Genomic DNA, 17,155 nt, shown 5'->3' on the forward strand with positions numbered 1-17,155 from the left:
TCGTAAGGATTCAGGTGGCAGAGTATTGACAAAGGGATCGCTTGAGGAGGAGTATCACAGATATGAACCAAAACCTGCCTCAAGATTTAGACCGGGAAAGCTTGAACCAGTTATCGAAACAAGAACTGGTAGAGATAATCATTGAGCAGAGCAAGGTAATAGGTGAATTACAGAAAACAGTATTAGAACTACAGCAAGAAATAGAACGTTTAAAAGTCAGCAGAGATTTAGACAGCAAAACCTCATCTAAGCCGCCATCAGGGGACATCCTCAAAAAGAGTGAAAACAAAAAAGCAGCACCGCAAGAAGAATCAAATCATCCCAAAAGAAAGCCAGGTGGGCAACCAGGGCATCAAGGTAAGACCCGTAAGGGTTTTGGTAGAGTAGATCGTTGTGAAATCTTACGTCCAAGTGATTGTGTCTGTTGTGGTCAAAAAGCGTTTGCGGCTGTGGCAGTAAAAGTAGAAAAACAGTCTGTAGCGCAACTAGTGGAGCGTCCCATTGAAATAGTTGAGTATCAACGCCATACGTGCCAGTGTGAGTACTGTGGCAATATACAAACAGCCTCCTGGTCACAAGATATCATCCCAGGACAGGATTTAGGGATTTCTTTACAGGCATTTTTAGGATGGGCAAATAATTATGCACATATGCCCTATGAAAAACAGCAAGAAATGTTGTGGGAGTTAGGTCAAATTGAAATTGGGCTGGGAACTTTAGTCACCACAAATGAACGAATTCAAACAGCGATTCAACCAAGCATTACTGAGTTAAGTAATTGGGTAAAACAGACACAACCTAACATTCATGTGGATGAAACACCTTGGTCTGTCAAGGGAGTTAAAGAATGGTTGTGGGTAGTTGCCAATTCTGAGTTTTGCCTGTTTACTGCTGCTGACACTCGTTCCAGAGCAGAACTAGAAGCCATTTTAGGGGCTAAATATACAGGGGTAATCAGCAGCGATGATTTTAGTGTTTACAATGGCTATGCGGTGCCTGAGCAGCAGAAATGTTTGGCTCATCTACGCCGTCACTTCAAAAAACTAATTCAACTTCCAGGTCTTCACAACCAAGCTATTGGTGAAGCATTTGTGGATTTAATTGATGAAGCTTTTGGAAATTATGCCCAATGGTTTGAGACTCTTGACTGCGCCAGTTATAACGATTGGGTCAATCAATTCAAATCTAAATTGCAACAAACACTTGATGACTGGATTAACTTAGCCGGAGCTACAGCAGGAAACCTTTTACGTTCCTTGCGCGATAAAGCCTCCCAATGGTGGTATTTCCTTGACAACCCTGAAGTTCCTCCTGATAACAATCAAGCCGAGCGATCGCTGCGTTTGGCTGTGACAAAACGTAAAGTTAGTGGTGGTTCCCGTTCGATGGAGCGGTTTCAACATACTGCCAATTTGTTGACGGTGGTTCAAACCTGTCGTCGTCAAAGTCTGTCTGTTATTGATTTTTTTGTACAAGCACTAATTGCTGACTCTATTAATTCTCAGTCTCGCCCTTCTCTAGTTCCTCAATTTTAGACCTGAATCCTTACGAAATCAAAATGACTCAATATTGCTGATAAATATTCATCAGTCTATTAAAATGCAAAAAATTAGCAATTTTTCATTGATCGAAAATTGCCATGAATTTGCACTAATTTAAAAAACTTTATCTTGTTTTAAACATACTTAAACATACATCGTACTTTATGTTGATAGATTTACCGTATTTAAGACAATATTGATAACCTACCTCTTAAGCAAAAATAAGTCAAGAACCTAGTTGGCTAGCATTAATACTAGTTATGTTGTTATTGTTGACAAATGCTCAACTATTGTGATATGGATGCTTTCTTCTGCCAAGGTTTCTCCTAAAAGCAGCGCTTTTAAATGTTGTTACACATTGTAAGAAAGCGTTAGTGATATGCCATCTCATCTTTAAAAACTTATAGGCGATCGCATTTCAGCGCGTAAATATTATCAAGCAATTTTGCCAGGGATTTCATATTAGAAAATATATGATTTTTGTCCTCTGCTTCTTCACTAGAATATTTCAGAGCATAGATTCCGGCTGAATGTGCGGCTTGAATTCCGACATCACTATCTTCAATCACAACACAATACTCCGGTGGAAATCCCATTTTATTGGCTGCGTATAAGAATAAACCTGGGTCGGGTTTCCAAGAGCCTATCTCATAAGAACTAAACAAGCGCTCATCAAAATAATGCAATAATTTTGTGACATTTAAAGCTTTACGAATTTTTGCTATAGGGGCACTTGAAGCAATACAGAAAGGGTATTCCAAAGTTTTGAGCATCTCTGAAACGCCTGGGATTGGCTGCAAGTTAAATTCAAATAATTCATTCACCCTTTGACGATATGTTGCTTCAAAATCTATCGGCAGCTTTACGCCATATCTTATTTCTATATCCGCTAAAATTAAAGCTAACTTTCTGCCACGATATCGATAAATAAGACTGTCAATTGATTCGTCGATAAAAGGTAGCAAATCGATAAATGCTTGGTTACAAAGCTTCTCACTATCAACTAATGTTCCATCTAAATCAAAAATGATACAAAGATGCTTCATTTATGAAAAACGACAAAAGAAATTATTCCGTTTCAAATTGTTGACGGTTAACAGTTAACAGTCAACCGTCAACAGTGAACTAACTTTGATAAGGGCGTGGTAGTTGGCGCAATTTATGAGCAGTATCTAATTCACTGTTATTTTTTCTGCCATATCCCCAACCTAAAATGCGGCGATATTCACCCATAATCCCACTTTCAATTAAATCATCCTCGTTGACTGCAACATTAGTATGAGATTGGGGTGCAACATAAAGCGCATCTGCTGGACAGTATGCTTCACACATAAAACAAGTTTGACAATCTTCCTGACGCGCGATCGCAGGTGGTTGGTTAGGAACTGCGTCAAAGACATTGGTAGGGCAAACTTGAACGCAGACATTACAATTAATGCAGAGTTGATGGCTGACAAGCTCGATCATGATACTGAAGCTGTAGTTTGAGTTGTTAATACTGGTGCTGTCGTAGTCTCATCTTTAATCCAATCCCGTCTTACCCACAGCTTATCTAAACCGCCAGTAGCTTGATAATAACGCTGATTGGGATCGGTTTCGGGATAATCTATGCGAATATGTTCGCTGCGGCTTTCTGTGCGATGTAAAGCGCTAAAATATCCCCATCTTGCTACAGCCGTCAGCGCAGCAGCTCGTCGAGAAAATTCGATATCGCGCACAGTATCTTGTTTTGGATTCCCTTGTACTTGCTGCCACAATGTTTCTAATTTGGCGAGAGAATCCAGAAGTTTCTGCTCAGAACGCAAATAATTCTTCTCTAAGGGGAATACCTCCGCTTGAACACCGCGCACGATCGCCTGACTATCGAATGTTTCAGAGGTGGAGGATTGGGAACGCATTCCCGCTTGTCCAGTAGGATACACAACTCTTTCATGAGCGTGATCGCCTAAACTTTTTGCAAAGGCGGCTGCACCTTCTCCCGCCCATTGTCCTGTAGAGATTGCCCAAGCAGCATTAGGGCCACCACCCCCAGAAGCTAAACCGGCTAAAAATTCTCGTGATGCAGCATCACCTGCGGCGTATAGTCCAGGTACTTTTGTCCCGCAACTATCATTGATAATCCGAATTCCACCAGTACCCCGAACTGTACCTTCTAAAATCAGGGTTACAGGTACTCGTTCTGTATAGGGGTCAATACCAGCTTTTTTATAAGGTAAATAAGCGATGAAATGGGACTTCTCAATTACTGCTTTAACTTCAGGTGTGGCTCGATCCAAACGAGCATAAACAGGGCCTTTTAAGAGGGCATTGGGAAGGAATGCGGGATCGCGACGACCATTGATATAACCACCTAAATCGTTACCTGCTTCATCGCTGTAACTAGCCCAGCCAAAAGGAACTCCCCTTGTAACTGTGGCATTAAAAGCTGTCGAGATAGCGTAGTGATTGGAGGCTTCCATACTGGAGAGTTCGCCGCCAGCTTCCACCGCCATCAATAGCCCATCACCTGTATTGGTATTGCAACCTAAAGCTTTACTCAAGTATGCACAACCGCCATTTGCTAGAACTACTGCACCAGCGCGAACGGTATAGGTACGATTATTTTGTCGCTGTACGCCTCTAGCGCCAGCTACAGAGCCATCCTCAGCTAATAGCAGTTCTAAAGCGGGGCTTTGGTCAAGAATTTGCACGCCCACACGTAACAGGTGTTTGCGGAGTACTCGCATATATTCCGGGCCATAATAACTTTGGCGCACGGATTCCCCATTTTCTTTAGGGAAACGATAACCCCAATCTTCCACTAAGGGCAAACTTAGCCAAGTTTTTTCAATGACACGTTCAATCCAACGTAAGTTAGCGAGGTTTTTTCCAATGCGGTAACGCTCGGATACAACTTTATCCCAATTTTCTGGAGAAGGGGCCATGATGCCATTACCGCTGGCTGCTGCTGCACCGCTTGTACCCAGAAAACCTTTATCTGCAATGATGACTTTCACACCTTGGGCGGCTGCTGCTGATGCGGCCCATGCTGCGGCGGGCCCCCCACCGATTACCAGTACATCGGCGGTTAGTTGGAGTTCTGTTTCGCTATCGACTGTGAGCAATTGTTTTTCCTCCTTGTTGGTATTTGCACCCTCTTTGGGGAATTCAAAATTAATAACCCCGCAGATGAGTCTGGGGGGTTGAATTTATGTTGTTTGGTAGATTGCGACAGTTATTGATAAACATAAGATTTCAGATATTATGATATCCTAATTATTAGGTTTTCAAAATTAAATATTGCAAATTAATCTCTTATCTCTGTGTTCTCTGCGTCTCTGTGGTTAGATAAATTATTTTTAAACCGCAGAGAGCGCAGAGGCGCAGAGAAAAAACATATTAGACCTCTTGCAAAAGTCCTAATTTTCGCGTTCTTCTTTGCGCCTTTGCGCCTACTCTGCGAGAACGGCTTCGCCGAATGCGTGAGCCTTTCAAATGATTAATCAACAACGCCAAAATATTTATGCAAGAAGTCTAATTTATGACTCACCTGGAAATGGGTGGTTTTAGAGAGGAAGAAGAGAAATCGTAAGTAAAGAGGCGATCGCAATATTTGGCGATCGCCTCTGCAGATTGCAAAAGACCCAAAACCTATTGTTTTACAACCAATTCAGGATTAGTAATCGAAATCGCCACCTAAGCCACCGCCACCGGGTGCAGCAGGTGCAGCATCCTTGGGTTCTGGCTTGTCAACGACAATGGCTTCGGTGGTTAATACCATACCTGCAATTGACGCAGCATTCTGTACGGCGGAACGGGTTACTTTGGCGGGATCAACAATCCCAGCTTCAAACAAATCTACAAAGTCACCGGTGGTTGCATCATAACCAACGTTGAATTCTTTCTCTTTGACTCGTTCTGCAATTACTGCACCGTTTTGACCGGCATTTTCAGCAATCCTCTTTAAAGGTGCAGACAGTGCGCGAGATACAATCAATGCGCCTGTTAATTCTTCATTCACTAGGTTAGACTTTGCCCATTCTTCTAAGCCAGGTGCTAGATGTGCCAATGTCGTACCACCACCAGGAACGATACCCTCTTCCACAGCAGCTTTAGTGGCGTTGATCGCATCTTCCAGGCGTAGTTTACGGTCTTTGAGTTCTGTTTCTGTCGCAGCACCTACCTTAACGACTGCAACCCCACCTGCCAGTTTTGCTAAACGTTCTTGCAGTTTTTCTTTATCGTAGGAAGATTCTGTTTCTTCAATTTGGCGGCGGATTTGTTCTACCCGTGCTTTTACAGCTTGCTCGTTACCTTCAGCTACGAGGGTGGTGCTATCTTTGGTGATGGTGATGCGGCGGGCTTTACCGAGTTGGTCAATTTTAGTAGCATCTAGTCTTAGACCAGCATCTTCGGTAATTAACTGTCCGCCTGTGAGGATAGCAATGTCTTCTAAGATGGCTTTGCGGCGATCGCCAAATCCAGGTGCTTTGACAGCCGCTACATTTAACACGCCACGCAAACGGTTAACAACTAAGGTTGCTAAAGCTTCTTTTTCAATATCTTCGGCAATAATTACCAAAGGACGACCAGCACGGGCTACTTGCTCAAGTACGGGTACGAGGTCTTGTACCAATGCGATTTTCTTATCGGTTAACAGCAAGAAAGGCTCATCGAATACAGCTTCTAAGCGCTCGGCATCGGTGGCAAAATAGGGAGAAATATAACCCTTGTCGAAGTTCAAGCCTTCTGTAACTTCTAGTTCGGTAGTGACTGACTTACCTTCTTCTAAGGAAATTACGCCTTCACGACCAACTTTATCTAAGGCTTCTGCAATTAAAGCACCTACAACTTCATCGTTACCGGCAGAGATTGCCGCAACTTGTGCGATCGCTTTAGAATCTTCCACAGGACGCGCGTGTTCTTTAATCTTGTCCACGAGAAAACCTGTGGCTTTGTCGATACCGCGTTTGATTTCGATGGCATTCGCACCAGCAGCTACGTTCCGCAAACCTTCTTTGACAATGGCGTGAGCCAATACAGTTGCAGTTGTAGTACCATCTCCAGCAGCATCGTTAGTTTTAGAAGCAGCTTGGCGAATTAGAGATACACCTGTGTTTTCCACGTGATCTTCTAATTCAATTTCTTTAGCGATGGTAACGCCATCATTCACGATTTGCGGCGCGCCAAATTTCTTTTCTAAAACAACGTTACGACCTTTGGGGCCAAGAGTAACTGCTACTGCTTCAGCGAGAATATCAATTCCTTTTTCCAAGGCACGACGAGCATTTTCGTTGTAAATGATGCGTTTAGCCATAGTGATGCAAGTTCTCTCTAAATATTGTGTAAGTGAATCAATTTTGTTGACTGTTGATGGTTGACTGTTAACTGTCAACAAGAATAATGTGCAAATGTTTAAACGGATAACTAATACCAATTCTCCAAAATTCAGTAACAGATGCCAACTTAGCCCTGTTTTGTCACTCTGGCAGTAGTATAATAAGGTAAAAATGCTAGAACCAAGACACAGAGCATGGTACAGCCCCGTCCAGCCGCACCAACAGTCAAATTTGTGGACGAATATTGCCAGTGGTATAAAAGTCTGTTTCCAGATGTTAGGAGTTTCGAGGCTTTTAAATATCTCCATGTAGGCTGCATTTCTGATCTAAAACGTAAAACATTGCCAGAAATAGCAAAAATCGTAGGATTAGATAACCAGCAAGGGTTGCATCATTTTCTAACTACATCACCTTGGGATATAGAAAAGTTAAGAACCTTAAGGTTAGAGTTAATTTTACAAGTGCTAAAAGGTAGACCAATCATTTTAATTATTGATGAGACAGGGGATAAAAAGAAAGGGAGCAAGACAGATTATGTGAAACGGCAGTATATAGGAAATTTGGGAAAAACAGATAATGGAATTGTGGCAGTGACAGTATATGGTGTTTTCTGTGGGATGACATTTCCATTACTGTTTGAAGTGTATAAACCCAGGGAAAGATTACAGGCAGGAGATAAGTACCGCACTAAACCAGAAATAGCAGCAATACTGATAAAAAAGCTACAATCAATGGGTTTTAAATTCAACTTAGTACTTGCAGATAGCTTATATGGAGAGAGTGGTAAGAATTTCATATCTGTATTAGATGAACTAAACTTGAACTATATAGTAGCGATTCGGTCAAATCATTATGTAGAAATACTTCCACGACAACATATTCAATATTTAAAGTGGCAGAAGTTTCAAAGGGTATTCTCTGACTTGAGTCGGGAAAATCGATTTATTAGAGAAATTATTCCGGGAAAACGTGGAGAACTTAGATATTGGCAAATTACTACAGATCCAGAAAATTTGCCTGATAACACTACTTGGTATGTGATGAGTAAATATCCAGACATTACGCCAAGAGAAGTTGGAAATTTTTACGGTTTAAGAACTTGGGTCGAGTACGGGTTAAAACAAAGTAAGAATGAATTAGGTTGGTCAGATTTTCGCCTGACTCACTACCCAGATATTGAGCGATGGTGGGAAATTATTTGCAGTGCTTATTTAATGGTTAGTCTGCATTCGGAGCAACTGTTTCAGTCTCCATCACAACGAGAGTCAAAATTTGTTTCACATCCTTGGTGGGATAATGGAAATGGCTGGAAGAACATTCTTAACAATCTTCGTTTGATTATTCAACCTTTTACTTTATTTAATCTGATATATCCCTGGTTAACGGTTTTTCCTATTCCTCAATTAGCTTTGGGTTTTTTTAAACTTCAATCTATTATTTATAGCCTCACCAGTTCAATTTTTATATCCCTGATTCACCCTGATTTCTACTTTTCCTCTGCCTAGAGTGACAAAAGAGGGATAAGCGCCATTGAGTTTCCACGAAGACTTACCCTCAAATGAGAAGTTCTCGTTATCACCCCATAAACGTTGCAGCACTTCGATAAACTCAGCTGCAAGTTCATAACGATGATCATGCTCAATCCGATTCCAACCAAACATTTCATGTTCAACAGCGCGGTGTCCAGTCACCACGTTAATACCCCAGCGCCCCCCTGATATATGGTCTAATGTTGCGCCATATTTAGCTAAGTGCAAAGGATGAATCGGCCCGTACAATATATGAATGGTGGAGATGAGCATAATCTTTTGTGTCACGCTGGTGAGTGCAGCTGTAGTCACAAAAGAATCCAGCGCTTGACCATTAAACACGCCACCATAGCCACCTTTAGGTAACCATTGTGACAGCGCAAATATTAAATCAAAGCCCAGCGCCTCGGTTTTTAGCACCAGATCCTTGTTGTATTCAAAGCTCCAGTCGGTAGTGCGTGGTAATGTAGAAGCACTCCAACCGCCTGCTTGGATGGGGAGAAATAACCCTAATAATATAGGCTGTTGCAACGCTTGGGAGAGCGGACTGTCGGGGAAATCTGTCGGAGCCAAAAAGCGATCGCTTCCGACAATCGAACCAGGATAATGGCTAAGAATCATCGCTCAAATTGGGTAGATAACTAATCTATTGGTTCTGCACCGATCGCACTTAACGCGGCTTTAGCGATCGCAATATCCTGCTCAACAGTACCACCGCCAACCCCAATGGCTCCTACATGAACACCACCAAAGCGAATAGGTAAACCTCCACCGAGATTTGTTAGCAAGTTACCAGAAGCTAGAGGTAACGCCACAGCCAGATGATCGGCAAAGTTTCCTGTAGGGCGACGAATCGAAGCTGCTGTTTGGGCTTTGCGTTTGCTAGTCTCTACGCTGTGAGGCGGTGCGCCATCACCATGTGCAAAGGCTACCAAAGTTAAAAGTGAGTTGTAAACAGCTATCGATACATTAGCGCCTAGATTTTGGCTTTCTTTTAAACCTGCTTTGACTGCGGCTAATGCGGTATCAGCTGTAATTAATTCAACAGTTCTCGTAGATGTAGATGTTTGTACCATAATTGTTATCTCCCAACTGCAACAGCTTGGCGTTCTCGTTTTGCTACTTCTGCACGTACTAGCGGTATGACTTCTCGCCCGTAATCAATAGCATCTTGTAGCGGATCGAAGCCCCGGATTAACAGAGTAGTGACACCTGCGTCATAGTAATCAACTAAAGCCTCTGCAACTTGTTCTGGTGTTCCTACTAGGGCAGTTGTGTTACCTGCCGCACCAGTAGCAGCCGCGATCGGTGTCCATAAACGCTTATCGTAAATCTCGCTTTTAGCTGCAAAATCCAATAACCTTTGCGAACCTACCGCCTGTGGTCTAGCTGGGGGCGCGACTTTTGCACCTCCCCGTTGTTCTTGAATCCGCCCTAAAATATTTCTGGCTTTTTCCCAAGCCTGTTCTTCTGTGACACCCAAAATAGGACGCAGAGATACACTAAAGCGGATAGAGCGATCGGGAGGTAAAGCAGCCTTAACTTGAGCAATTCGTTCTTTAACTGCCGCTATTGGCTCACCCCACAATGCATAAACGTTACTATGCTTGGCTCCTACTTCTACTGCTGCGCCAGATGCGCCGCCAAAGTAAAGGGGAATATGAGGCTTTTGCAGTGGTTTAATGGCAGAGAAAGCATCTTTAACACGATAAAATTCTCCCTCGTAATCGAAGGGTGTATCGCTTGTCCAGACACGACGAACAATTTCTAAATACTCATCTGTACGGCGATAGCGGTTGTCATGGTCGAGCCAGTCACCATCTCTTTGCTGGTCTGCATCACTACCACCAGTGATAATATGCACTGCAATCCGACCATTGGTGAAATGGTCGAGGGTAGCTGCTTTGCGTGCTGCTAAAGTTGGTGCGACAAAACCTGGGCGATGAGCAATCAAAAAGCCTAAGCGCTCTGTAAATGCAGCTGCATGGGTTGCAACGGTAAAACCATCAGGGCTACTAGAGCTATAGCCGATTAGTACTTTATCAAAATCCCCTTTTTCATGGGCTTGGGCAAACTCACGCACATAAGCGGGGTCAATAATATCATCCGCCAAGCTACCTGGCACACTATTTAACTCCGAAGCAGGTTTGGTGCGGATTAAGCCGATAAACTCAACTGGCATGATACATTCTCCTGAACACTACCCTGTTTCCCGTTTCCTTTTAGACTATTTCAACCCTGATACATATAGATTTCGCCCAAGGGCATGGCATTGCCATGCCCCTACCAGCGTCTTTGTATGCATCATAATTAACGTGAAACGGTGTTACTCCAATAAGTCTGGTTGATCGCGGGTAATTTCATCCCATAAATATTGGAATGCGCGCCAACCTGCTTCGTGAGTGCCATTACGTTGTTGAATACTCAAAGCGAGATCATGCTCAATAGGAATGGGTTTACCTACGGATTCGGCTAGCAATTGGGATTTAGTCGCATCTTCTAGCCGGATGAACCACCAAGCCGCTTCATCTACAGTATGTCCTACGGTTAATAATCCATGATTGCGGAGGATTGCCGCTTTTTTATTACCTAATCCTTCAGCAATGCGTTTTCCTTCGCTGGTATCTAACACAATACCTTTGTAATCATCAAATAAAGCATGATCTTGGTAGAAAACCGCAGAATCTTGAGTAATCGGATCGATTAAGCGACCTAGTGCTGACCAAGTTTTACCATAGAAGGAATGAGCATGAGCCGCCGCCACTACATCTGGACGGGCTTCGTGAATTTGGGAGTGAATAGCATAAGCTGCTTGATTGAGTGCGCCGTTACCTTGAACAACTTCACCTTCAGCGTTCACCAAGATTAAGTCAGAAACGCGCACGCGGCTGAAATGAATCCCAAAAGGATTTACCCAAAAATGATCGGTAAGTTCAGGATCGCGGGCTGTGATGTGTCCTCCTAATCCTTGAGCAAAACCTAAGCGGGCAAAAATCCGTAAAGCTGCTGCTAACCGTTCTTTGCGATGACGACGCTCTGTTTCTGTGGAGGTAAAGGTTGGTGGTTTAAGAAGAGTACCATTGCGGACGATGGAAGTTTGTACCATGATTCTCGATTCCTATGAATAGAAGATTATCTAAAATCAATACAGCCATAAAACAGCCTGATATATGAGGCGTAACAATTCAAATGACTGCATCGTCAAACTATTGGCAGAATTATTTGATGAAATTTTTTAACAGACGCGATCGCACTGAATTAATAAAATCTTCCGGCTCATTACTATTTATCCAAAGTTAGGTAGGAAATTATCTAGCACAGCAACTCTTTAAACTCGGTTAGCAACATTTTTTATTAAACTACGGTAAGTCAGTCGAGCTACTGTATTTTATGCAATATGAACCTACCATAGTTCACCTCAAGAAGCAAGCTTAAGAATACTACCCCTTGTTTTTTATCGTCATGTATGCAAATCTCATATTTATAAACTACGGTTTATTGGTCAATTTACCGTATTTTGTGGCTTGAAAAACTCAAGATTAACTGTCACAGACTGGTTACCAAGGTTCTCAAAAACTTTGTCTAAGCCTAGCCATAAGAATTAAATTTCCAATTCCAGGAACTAGGCTCACCTTTTTCTTAAACCCTAGCTAATTATGAGCTAAAGACTATCCCACAGTTGCAGAAAATGTGTGGATAATCACAAATTTTAGATAGCGTAACACATCATTAAATTTTACGAACAGACAAAGAACAGACGCGAAATTACAACTGATAAATTCGCGTTACAAAAATTCAAGATTGGTAGATTAATCGGCTCTGTTCCACATCAGTGAACAACTCACACACAGGAGCAAAATATGACTGCTACTATTAGTCGTCCCGCTTGGACAATTGAATTTGAAAATGAAACAATTGATAGGCTAATTGATAAACACGCGCCCCATATTCCGAAAAAGCGCTTGCAAGAGCCAAAAGCGATCGCCACAGCCGAAGAACTAGAAAATTTCTACCATTTTCGTGTGGGTGGTGCAGCCCATGATTTATTTATTGTGCAAGTTGTCGCCAACGTTATTGATAAAATTCCCGATCCAGAATTGCAGTTATTTTTAAGTCGCCAGTTGGGTGATGATGGCGCACACGCAGAAAATACTCGTCGCCGTGTAGAAGCATTATTTGGTCACGATCCCATTGACGATATTCAAAAGCAAGTACAAAAGCATTGGGATTTTATGGGAGATATACTCCGACGTGGTTGGTTAGGCTTTTTAGCATTTGAACTGCATTATGAACATCATATTGTTGCCATTGGTTCATTAAATCGCCGTTTATCAAGGCTATACGATCCAGAATCCTCCAGCTTTGCAACAGCGAGAATTATCCCAGACGAAACATTCCACCGTGCAGGTGTTGCAGAGTGGTGGTTAGGTAAATTTGACAAAGCTTCGTCAACGGAAAAAGCTGAGTTAGCTGCACAGGTTATCGAAGCAGACGAAGAAGTGCAACGCCGTCGCAATCCCTATTTAAAAGAGCATGAAAAAGTTAGCCGTCGGGCGCTGGGTATTGAAGTTGAGAACACAGGTGTAATTTACGATACTTGGCGACAAGAAGTACTTTCTTACTTCCTAGATATTCCAGTTTCTCAATTACCCAAACTCGTCAGCATTGACGATTAAGACGCAATCTACAATACTTCAAGGAACCTATTATGGCTGCAACTTTAACTCGAAGCTGGAGTGTAGAGTTTGAAAAAGAAAACCTGGAAAAACTCTTTAGCCAGCACGCGCCACACGTACCATTAACTCGCGAACATCCCAGCCGTCCGCCAATTACAGAAGAGGAAAAAGAGCATTTCTATCAATATTGGGCTGCTACTGGTGGTCACGATTTATCTATTGTGCAAGCTGCAAGTAAGGCAATCTTATTGATTCCCGATCCAGATTTGCATTTAATTTTGAGCAGACAAATCGGTGATGACGGCGCACATGCGATCGCTTTTCGGGAAAGAGTCATTGCTCTAACTGGACGCGATCCGATCGACGATATCCGTAAAGAAGCCGAACGCCATTGGGAATTTCTCGAAGATGTACCCTATCGTAACTGGCTAGGATTTATTGCTTGGGAACTGCATTATGAGCATCATATTTTGCCCCAAGTTTGGTTTAATAAGCTGACATCAACAATTGGTGATGCAGTATTAGCCCAACAAAGTAGCGAGGAGGCGATCGCAAAGTATTACCTGTGACTGATGAAGTTCTCTCTGGCTTGCAAAATATGGCAGATAGCTTCTACGAACTCAAAGTTATTCCCAAGAAAATCGATGTCAAAGATAAAAATTTCAATTGGGTTCCTGACCAGAAATGGTAAAGCGTTTCTGAAGTAAAACAATATTCCATTGGTATTTTTGACGGTTGACTCTTCAATATGAAAGGTCAACCGTCAACGACTTTCAGCAGAATAATTTATTTTTTGGAGCCTCCTAACTTGCTTTTTATATTAATTTGTGGGAGATTACTTTTTATAAAATAGCAAATTTCTATCAAGTTACTGTAGTTTAGATAAGTAATTTTCTCGAAACTATGGTCTAGAGGTAGAAATCTGGCTTTTGCTCTGCGAATCAAGTGCTTGCTTATCAAGATTAAAAATGAGCCAAATTGTAGAAGAAGTTCTGACAGCTAATCTTACTTACACTCAAAACTTCGGCGATAAGGGTAATCTCACCATACCGCCAGCTCGTCGGTTTGCAATTCTCACTTGCATGGATGCGAGACTTGACCCAGCTAAATTTGCTGGATTAGCTGAAGGGGATGCTCATGTAATTCGCAATGCAGGTGGACGTGCTAGCGATGATGCAATTCGCTCTTTAGTAATTTCTTACAAACTACTTGGGACTCGTGAATGGTTTGTCATTCATCATACTAATTGTGGGATGGAAACCTTCACTAATGAAATTATGGGTAACTTACTTGCTAGTAGCCTCAAAACAGCCAAACTAGATGAAAATGGTTGGTCTGATATTGGGTCTGAATCAGGATCAAACGAAGGTAAGTTTATCAATTGGTTGACTATTGATGATCTAGCTCAAAGTGTTTACGCAGATGTGCAAAGGATTCGTTTACATCCGTTAGTTCCCCCAGAAATTCCTGTTTATGGTTATATTTATGATGTTAAAACTGGGCAATTAATTGAAGTACCTGAAGCCACAAAAGTTGGTCAAGCTAAGAAATAAATTTAGGGACTTTCAACTAAAAAAATATACTATCATAGTGTGGGCAGAGGGGCAGGGAGCAGGTGAGACCAGCCCCCGTCTTGGCGGTCTCCGTCACGATGGGGGACTGGCGAACCCGAAGGGGAGCAGGGGGAAAAATAAAAATATCTTCTTTCGGAAATGGGATAATTTTTTTCAGAAAATCCCTTAAATAATGTTTGCGGTACATCAATAATATTCTAGAGGGCATGGCATTGCCATGACCCTAAAATTTGTCGCATTCTTTTGTTGAAATTGGTATTAGTATCCTGCTTGTTTATTGACTACATTCCGTAAAGGTTGACCATTTCGGAAACGCTCTAAATTATCCAGAAATAAGGCGGCGATGCGCTCTTTTAATGCTGGGGAAATTGCGGAAGTATGAGGTGTAATTAAAAGGTTAGGTAACGACCATAGAGGGCTGTCTGATGGTAGGGGTTCAATAGAAACGGTGTCTAATGCAGCACCTCCAATCCATCCTTCAGTTAAGGCTTTAGTTAATGCTGATTCATCCACAACCGCACCCCGACCGACATTAATTAAATAACTATGATTAGGGAGCGATCGCAGTACTTTTTCATCAATTAAAGCTTTGGTTTCTGGTGTCAAAGGTGTGGCGACAACTAGATAGTCAACTTCTGGTAATAAGGCGTGCCATTCATTTTGACCAACAATTTTATCAAAATTTGGCAGAGCTTCTGGACGACGACGACCGCCCCAAACTCGCGTTCCGAATGCTTTCAGACGAGATGCGATCGCTTGTCCTATATTTCCAGTACCGAGAATTAATACAGTAGAATTTGCTAACTCTGGTAGTACTAACCAGCTTTTGCGCCAATGCTGCTGATCGTGAGCCGCTTGCAATTCTCGTAACTGCTTGGCGTGATAGAGAATCAAAGTCAAAACAAATTCCGAAATGGGAATTGCATGAACTCCTGCGCCATTAGTCAAGAGAATATCGTGTTCAAGAAAAGTGGGTGTGAGAATATGATTTACACCCGCACTAGGAGTTTGTTGCCAACGTATTCTCGGCGCAGTTTCTAGCACTTTATGTAGAGTCGTGGGCTTTAATTTAAAGCCATTGAGATAAACTTCTGCATCGCTGGGATCGCCATCAAAATTACCATCACTATCTACCCGGACAAATTTTGTATCTGATGGTAACTTTGGCTCAATTTCAGCAGTTAGCTCTATTGGTAAAATTAGTTTTGTCATTTGTCATTGGTCATTTGTTATTAGCTAAACTAGTAGTTCACCACACTAAATCCGATGGGCAAAAAACGAACCGCAAAGGCACGAAGTACACGAAGTGAGAAGGAAAGAAGAGAAATTTAAAATTTGATTTCCCCATCAAAATCAATGTGGTGAACCACTAGGCTGTGAAGTATATCAGCAGCCTAGTTGAAAAATATATGACTTATGAAAGCACGGGTTGTCGCTGTTCGGCTTTGTTTTTCAATACGGTTGGTAATTCGCTAGTTAAAGGCTCACCTTCGACTATTTGCGATCGGAAGCCATCGGGGCCAACGGGGATATCACCAGTAATAGTGGTGCGATAAAGTACGCGCTCGACTTCTATATGATCTAAATCTTGGGGTGCTAAATGTGCGGTGGCGCGGTTGTCCCAGAAGGCAATATCACCATTGTTCCAATGGAAGCGGGTGGTATAAGCAGGCTTTGTGATTTGATTGAAGAACAATTCTAGTAGTAAATCGCTTTCTTGAGGCGATACGTCTAGAATGTGGGAGGTAAAGCCAGGATTCACAAATAATGCACGTTCGCCTGTCTCTGGATGCACCCGCACGACTGGGTGAATGGAAACTTGGGGATTGGCGGCGATGCGTTTTGCAAGTTTGCTGCTGCTGGATAAACGCAAGCGTGCATTGAAGTGATGTTGTGCTTTTAATGTGTCTGCTAGCGCCTTCACTGGTGCGGATAGTCCCTCGTAAGCAGCAACTAAATTAGTCCACTGTGTGTCACCACCAAAGCTAGGGACGTTAACTGCACGCAAAATCGAGCCTGCTGGTGGGTTAACAACTGCTGTCACATCAGTGTGCCAACGGTTTTCATAACTGGAACGACGCAGACCGTTTTTCCGTTCGTAGCGGCTGCGGTCGATTGGTAAGATTTCGGCAAAGCCTTCGATTGGTTCATCCTCGTGGGGATGTGCATAAGTTACTTCGCCAAAACGAGATGTGAAAGCAATCTGTGCTGCGTGGTCAATGTTCTGATTGCGAAAAAATATGACTTTCCACTTCAATAATGCTTGGCGAATTTCGGCTACTGCTTTATCGGATAGAGGACGAGAAAGGTCTACACCACCGATTTCTGCACCGATGTGACCAGCTACTGGTTTGACTTCAATATGCTTGTTGCTCATAAAAATTCTCCAGAGGTTTACCTGGGTTTGTTTGCACTCGTCTACTTCTGTTGCAATACTGCTCGGTTAAGGATTTTTAACTCAGAATTTGGTTTGGGGAAAAGGTGAAAGGGTAAGGGTTAAAGGTTTTTTCTTGCCCC

The 17,155-nt window shown here is 42.5% G+C and carries 16 protein-coding genes; 6 read left to right on the top strand and 10 right to left on the bottom strand.

Going from position 1 to position 17,155, the window contains the following annotated elements:
* Positions 1-62: 62 nt before the first annotated feature.
* On the top strand, positions 63-1,535 hold the full coding sequence (gene tnpC / locus HGR01_RS22365; protein ID WP_045868690.1) for an IS66 family transposase: 1,473 nt from the start codon (positions 63-65) through the stop codon (positions 1,533-1,535).
* A gap of 407 nt (positions 1,536-1,942) precedes the next feature.
* Here tnpC and HGR01_RS22370 read toward each other — a convergent pair whose 3' ends face one another.
* From HGR01_RS22370 to groL, 4 genes are all read right to left on the bottom strand, one after another.
* Positions 1,943-2,587, bottom strand: coding sequence for an HAD-IA family hydrolase (locus HGR01_RS22370; protein WP_045871490.1), 645 nt, complete (start codon positions 2,585-2,587; stop codon positions 1,943-1,945).
* Positions 2,588-2,666: 79 nt separating this feature from the next.
* The gene (locus tag HGR01_RS22375) at positions 2,667-3,008 is read right to left on the bottom strand and encodes a 4Fe-4S binding protein (protein ID WP_045871489.1); all 342 of its coding nucleotides are present in this window, start codon (positions 3,006-3,008) and stop codon (positions 2,667-2,669) included.
* Positions 3,005-4,645: an FAD-binding protein gene (locus tag HGR01_RS22380; RefSeq protein WP_045871488.1), complete on the bottom strand. Its 1,641-nt coding sequence runs from the start codon at positions 4,643-4,645 to the stop codon at positions 3,005-3,007. Before HGR01_RS22380 ends, HGR01_RS22375 begins: the two co-directional genes overlap by 4 nt.
* Before the next feature lie 551 nt (positions 4,646-5,196).
* Positions 5,197-6,837 (bottom strand): chaperonin GroEL, encoded by a 1,641-nt coding sequence (gene groL, locus HGR01_RS22385; protein ID WP_045871487.1) that lies wholly within the window; start codon positions 6,835-6,837, stop codon positions 5,197-5,199.
* A gap of 216 nt (positions 6,838-7,053) precedes the next feature.
* On the opposite strand from groL, the gene HGR01_RS22390 reads away from it, so the two are divergent.
* Positions 7,054-8,364, top strand: coding sequence for an IS701 family transposase (locus HGR01_RS22390; RefSeq protein ID WP_096621593.1), 1,311 nt, complete (start codon positions 7,054-7,056; stop codon positions 8,362-8,364).
* Here the strand turns inward: HGR01_RS22390 and HGR01_RS22395 are convergent.
* From HGR01_RS22395 to HGR01_RS22410, 4 genes are all read right to left on the bottom strand, one after another.
* Positions 8,314-9,009, bottom strand: coding sequence for an LLM class flavin-dependent oxidoreductase (locus HGR01_RS22395; protein ID WP_228045753.1), 696 nt, complete (start codon positions 9,007-9,009; stop codon positions 8,314-8,316). The two genes, HGR01_RS22390 and HGR01_RS22395, sit on opposite strands and share 51 nt — an antisense overlap.
* A 20-nt stretch (positions 9,010-9,029) precedes the next feature.
* Positions 9,030-9,464, bottom strand: a complete 435-nt coding sequence (locus tag HGR01_RS22400; RefSeq protein WP_045871486.1) for a GlcG/HbpS family heme-binding protein — start codon at positions 9,462-9,464, stop codon at positions 9,030-9,032.
* A 5-nt stretch (positions 9,465-9,469) separates the two neighbouring features.
* A complete protein-coding gene (locus HGR01_RS22405) occupies positions 9,470-10,570 on the bottom strand; it encodes an LLM class flavin-dependent oxidoreductase (RefSeq protein WP_045871485.1) in 1,101 nt (366 codons plus the stop codon).
* Positions 10,571-10,714: 144 nt separating this feature from the next.
* Entirely contained in the window at positions 10,715-11,494 is a 780-nt protein-coding gene (locus HGR01_RS22410) for a class II aldolase/adducin family protein (protein WP_045871484.1), read from the bottom strand.
* A 754-nt stretch (positions 11,495-12,248) separates the two neighbouring features.
* On the opposite strand from HGR01_RS22410, the gene HGR01_RS22415 reads away from it, so the two are divergent.
* The 4 genes from HGR01_RS22415 to HGR01_RS22430 all read left to right on the top strand — a co-directional run bounded on the left by HGR01_RS22415 (position 12,249) and on the right by HGR01_RS22430 (position 14,617).
* Positions 12,249-13,064 carry a hypothetical protein gene (locus tag HGR01_RS22415; protein WP_045871483.1) on the top strand — a complete coding sequence of 272 codons (816 nt, stop codon included), beginning with the start codon at positions 12,249-12,251 and terminating at the stop codon, positions 13,062-13,064.
* A gap of 32 nt (positions 13,065-13,096) precedes the next feature.
* Positions 13,097-13,633: a hypothetical protein gene (locus tag HGR01_RS22420; RefSeq protein ID WP_228045754.1), complete on the top strand. Its 537-nt coding sequence runs from the start codon at positions 13,097-13,099 to the stop codon at positions 13,631-13,633.
* Entirely contained in the window at positions 13,630-13,755 is a 126-nt protein-coding gene (locus HGR01_RS22425) for a hypothetical protein (protein WP_255325243.1), read from the top strand. Before HGR01_RS22420 ends, HGR01_RS22425 begins: the two co-directional genes overlap by 4 nt.
* Before the next feature lie 277 nt (positions 13,756-14,032).
* Entirely contained in the window at positions 14,033-14,617 is a 585-nt protein-coding gene (locus HGR01_RS22430; protein ID WP_045871482.1) for a beta-class carbonic anhydrase, read from the top strand.
* Between the two features lie 279 nt (positions 14,618-14,896).
* On the opposite strand, the gene HGR01_RS22435 is transcribed toward HGR01_RS22430, so the two are convergent.
* Positions 14,897-15,850 carry a D-2-hydroxyacid dehydrogenase gene (locus HGR01_RS22435; protein ID WP_045871480.1) on the bottom strand — a complete coding sequence of 318 codons (954 nt, stop codon included), beginning with the start codon at positions 15,848-15,850 and terminating at the stop codon, positions 14,897-14,899.
* Between the two features lie 202 nt (positions 15,851-16,052).
* Positions 16,053-17,015: a TauD/TfdA dioxygenase family protein gene (locus HGR01_RS22440; protein ID WP_052335245.1), complete on the bottom strand. Its 963-nt coding sequence runs from the start codon at positions 17,013-17,015 to the stop codon at positions 16,053-16,055.
* Positions 17,016-17,155 lie beyond the last annotated feature (140 nt).

Origin of the sequence: Tolypothrix sp. PCC 7712 (assembly GCF_025860405.1) — a bacterium.
GTDB classification, from domain to species: domain Bacteria; phylum Cyanobacteriota; class Cyanobacteriia; order Cyanobacteriales; family Nostocaceae; genus Aulosira; species Aulosira diplosiphon.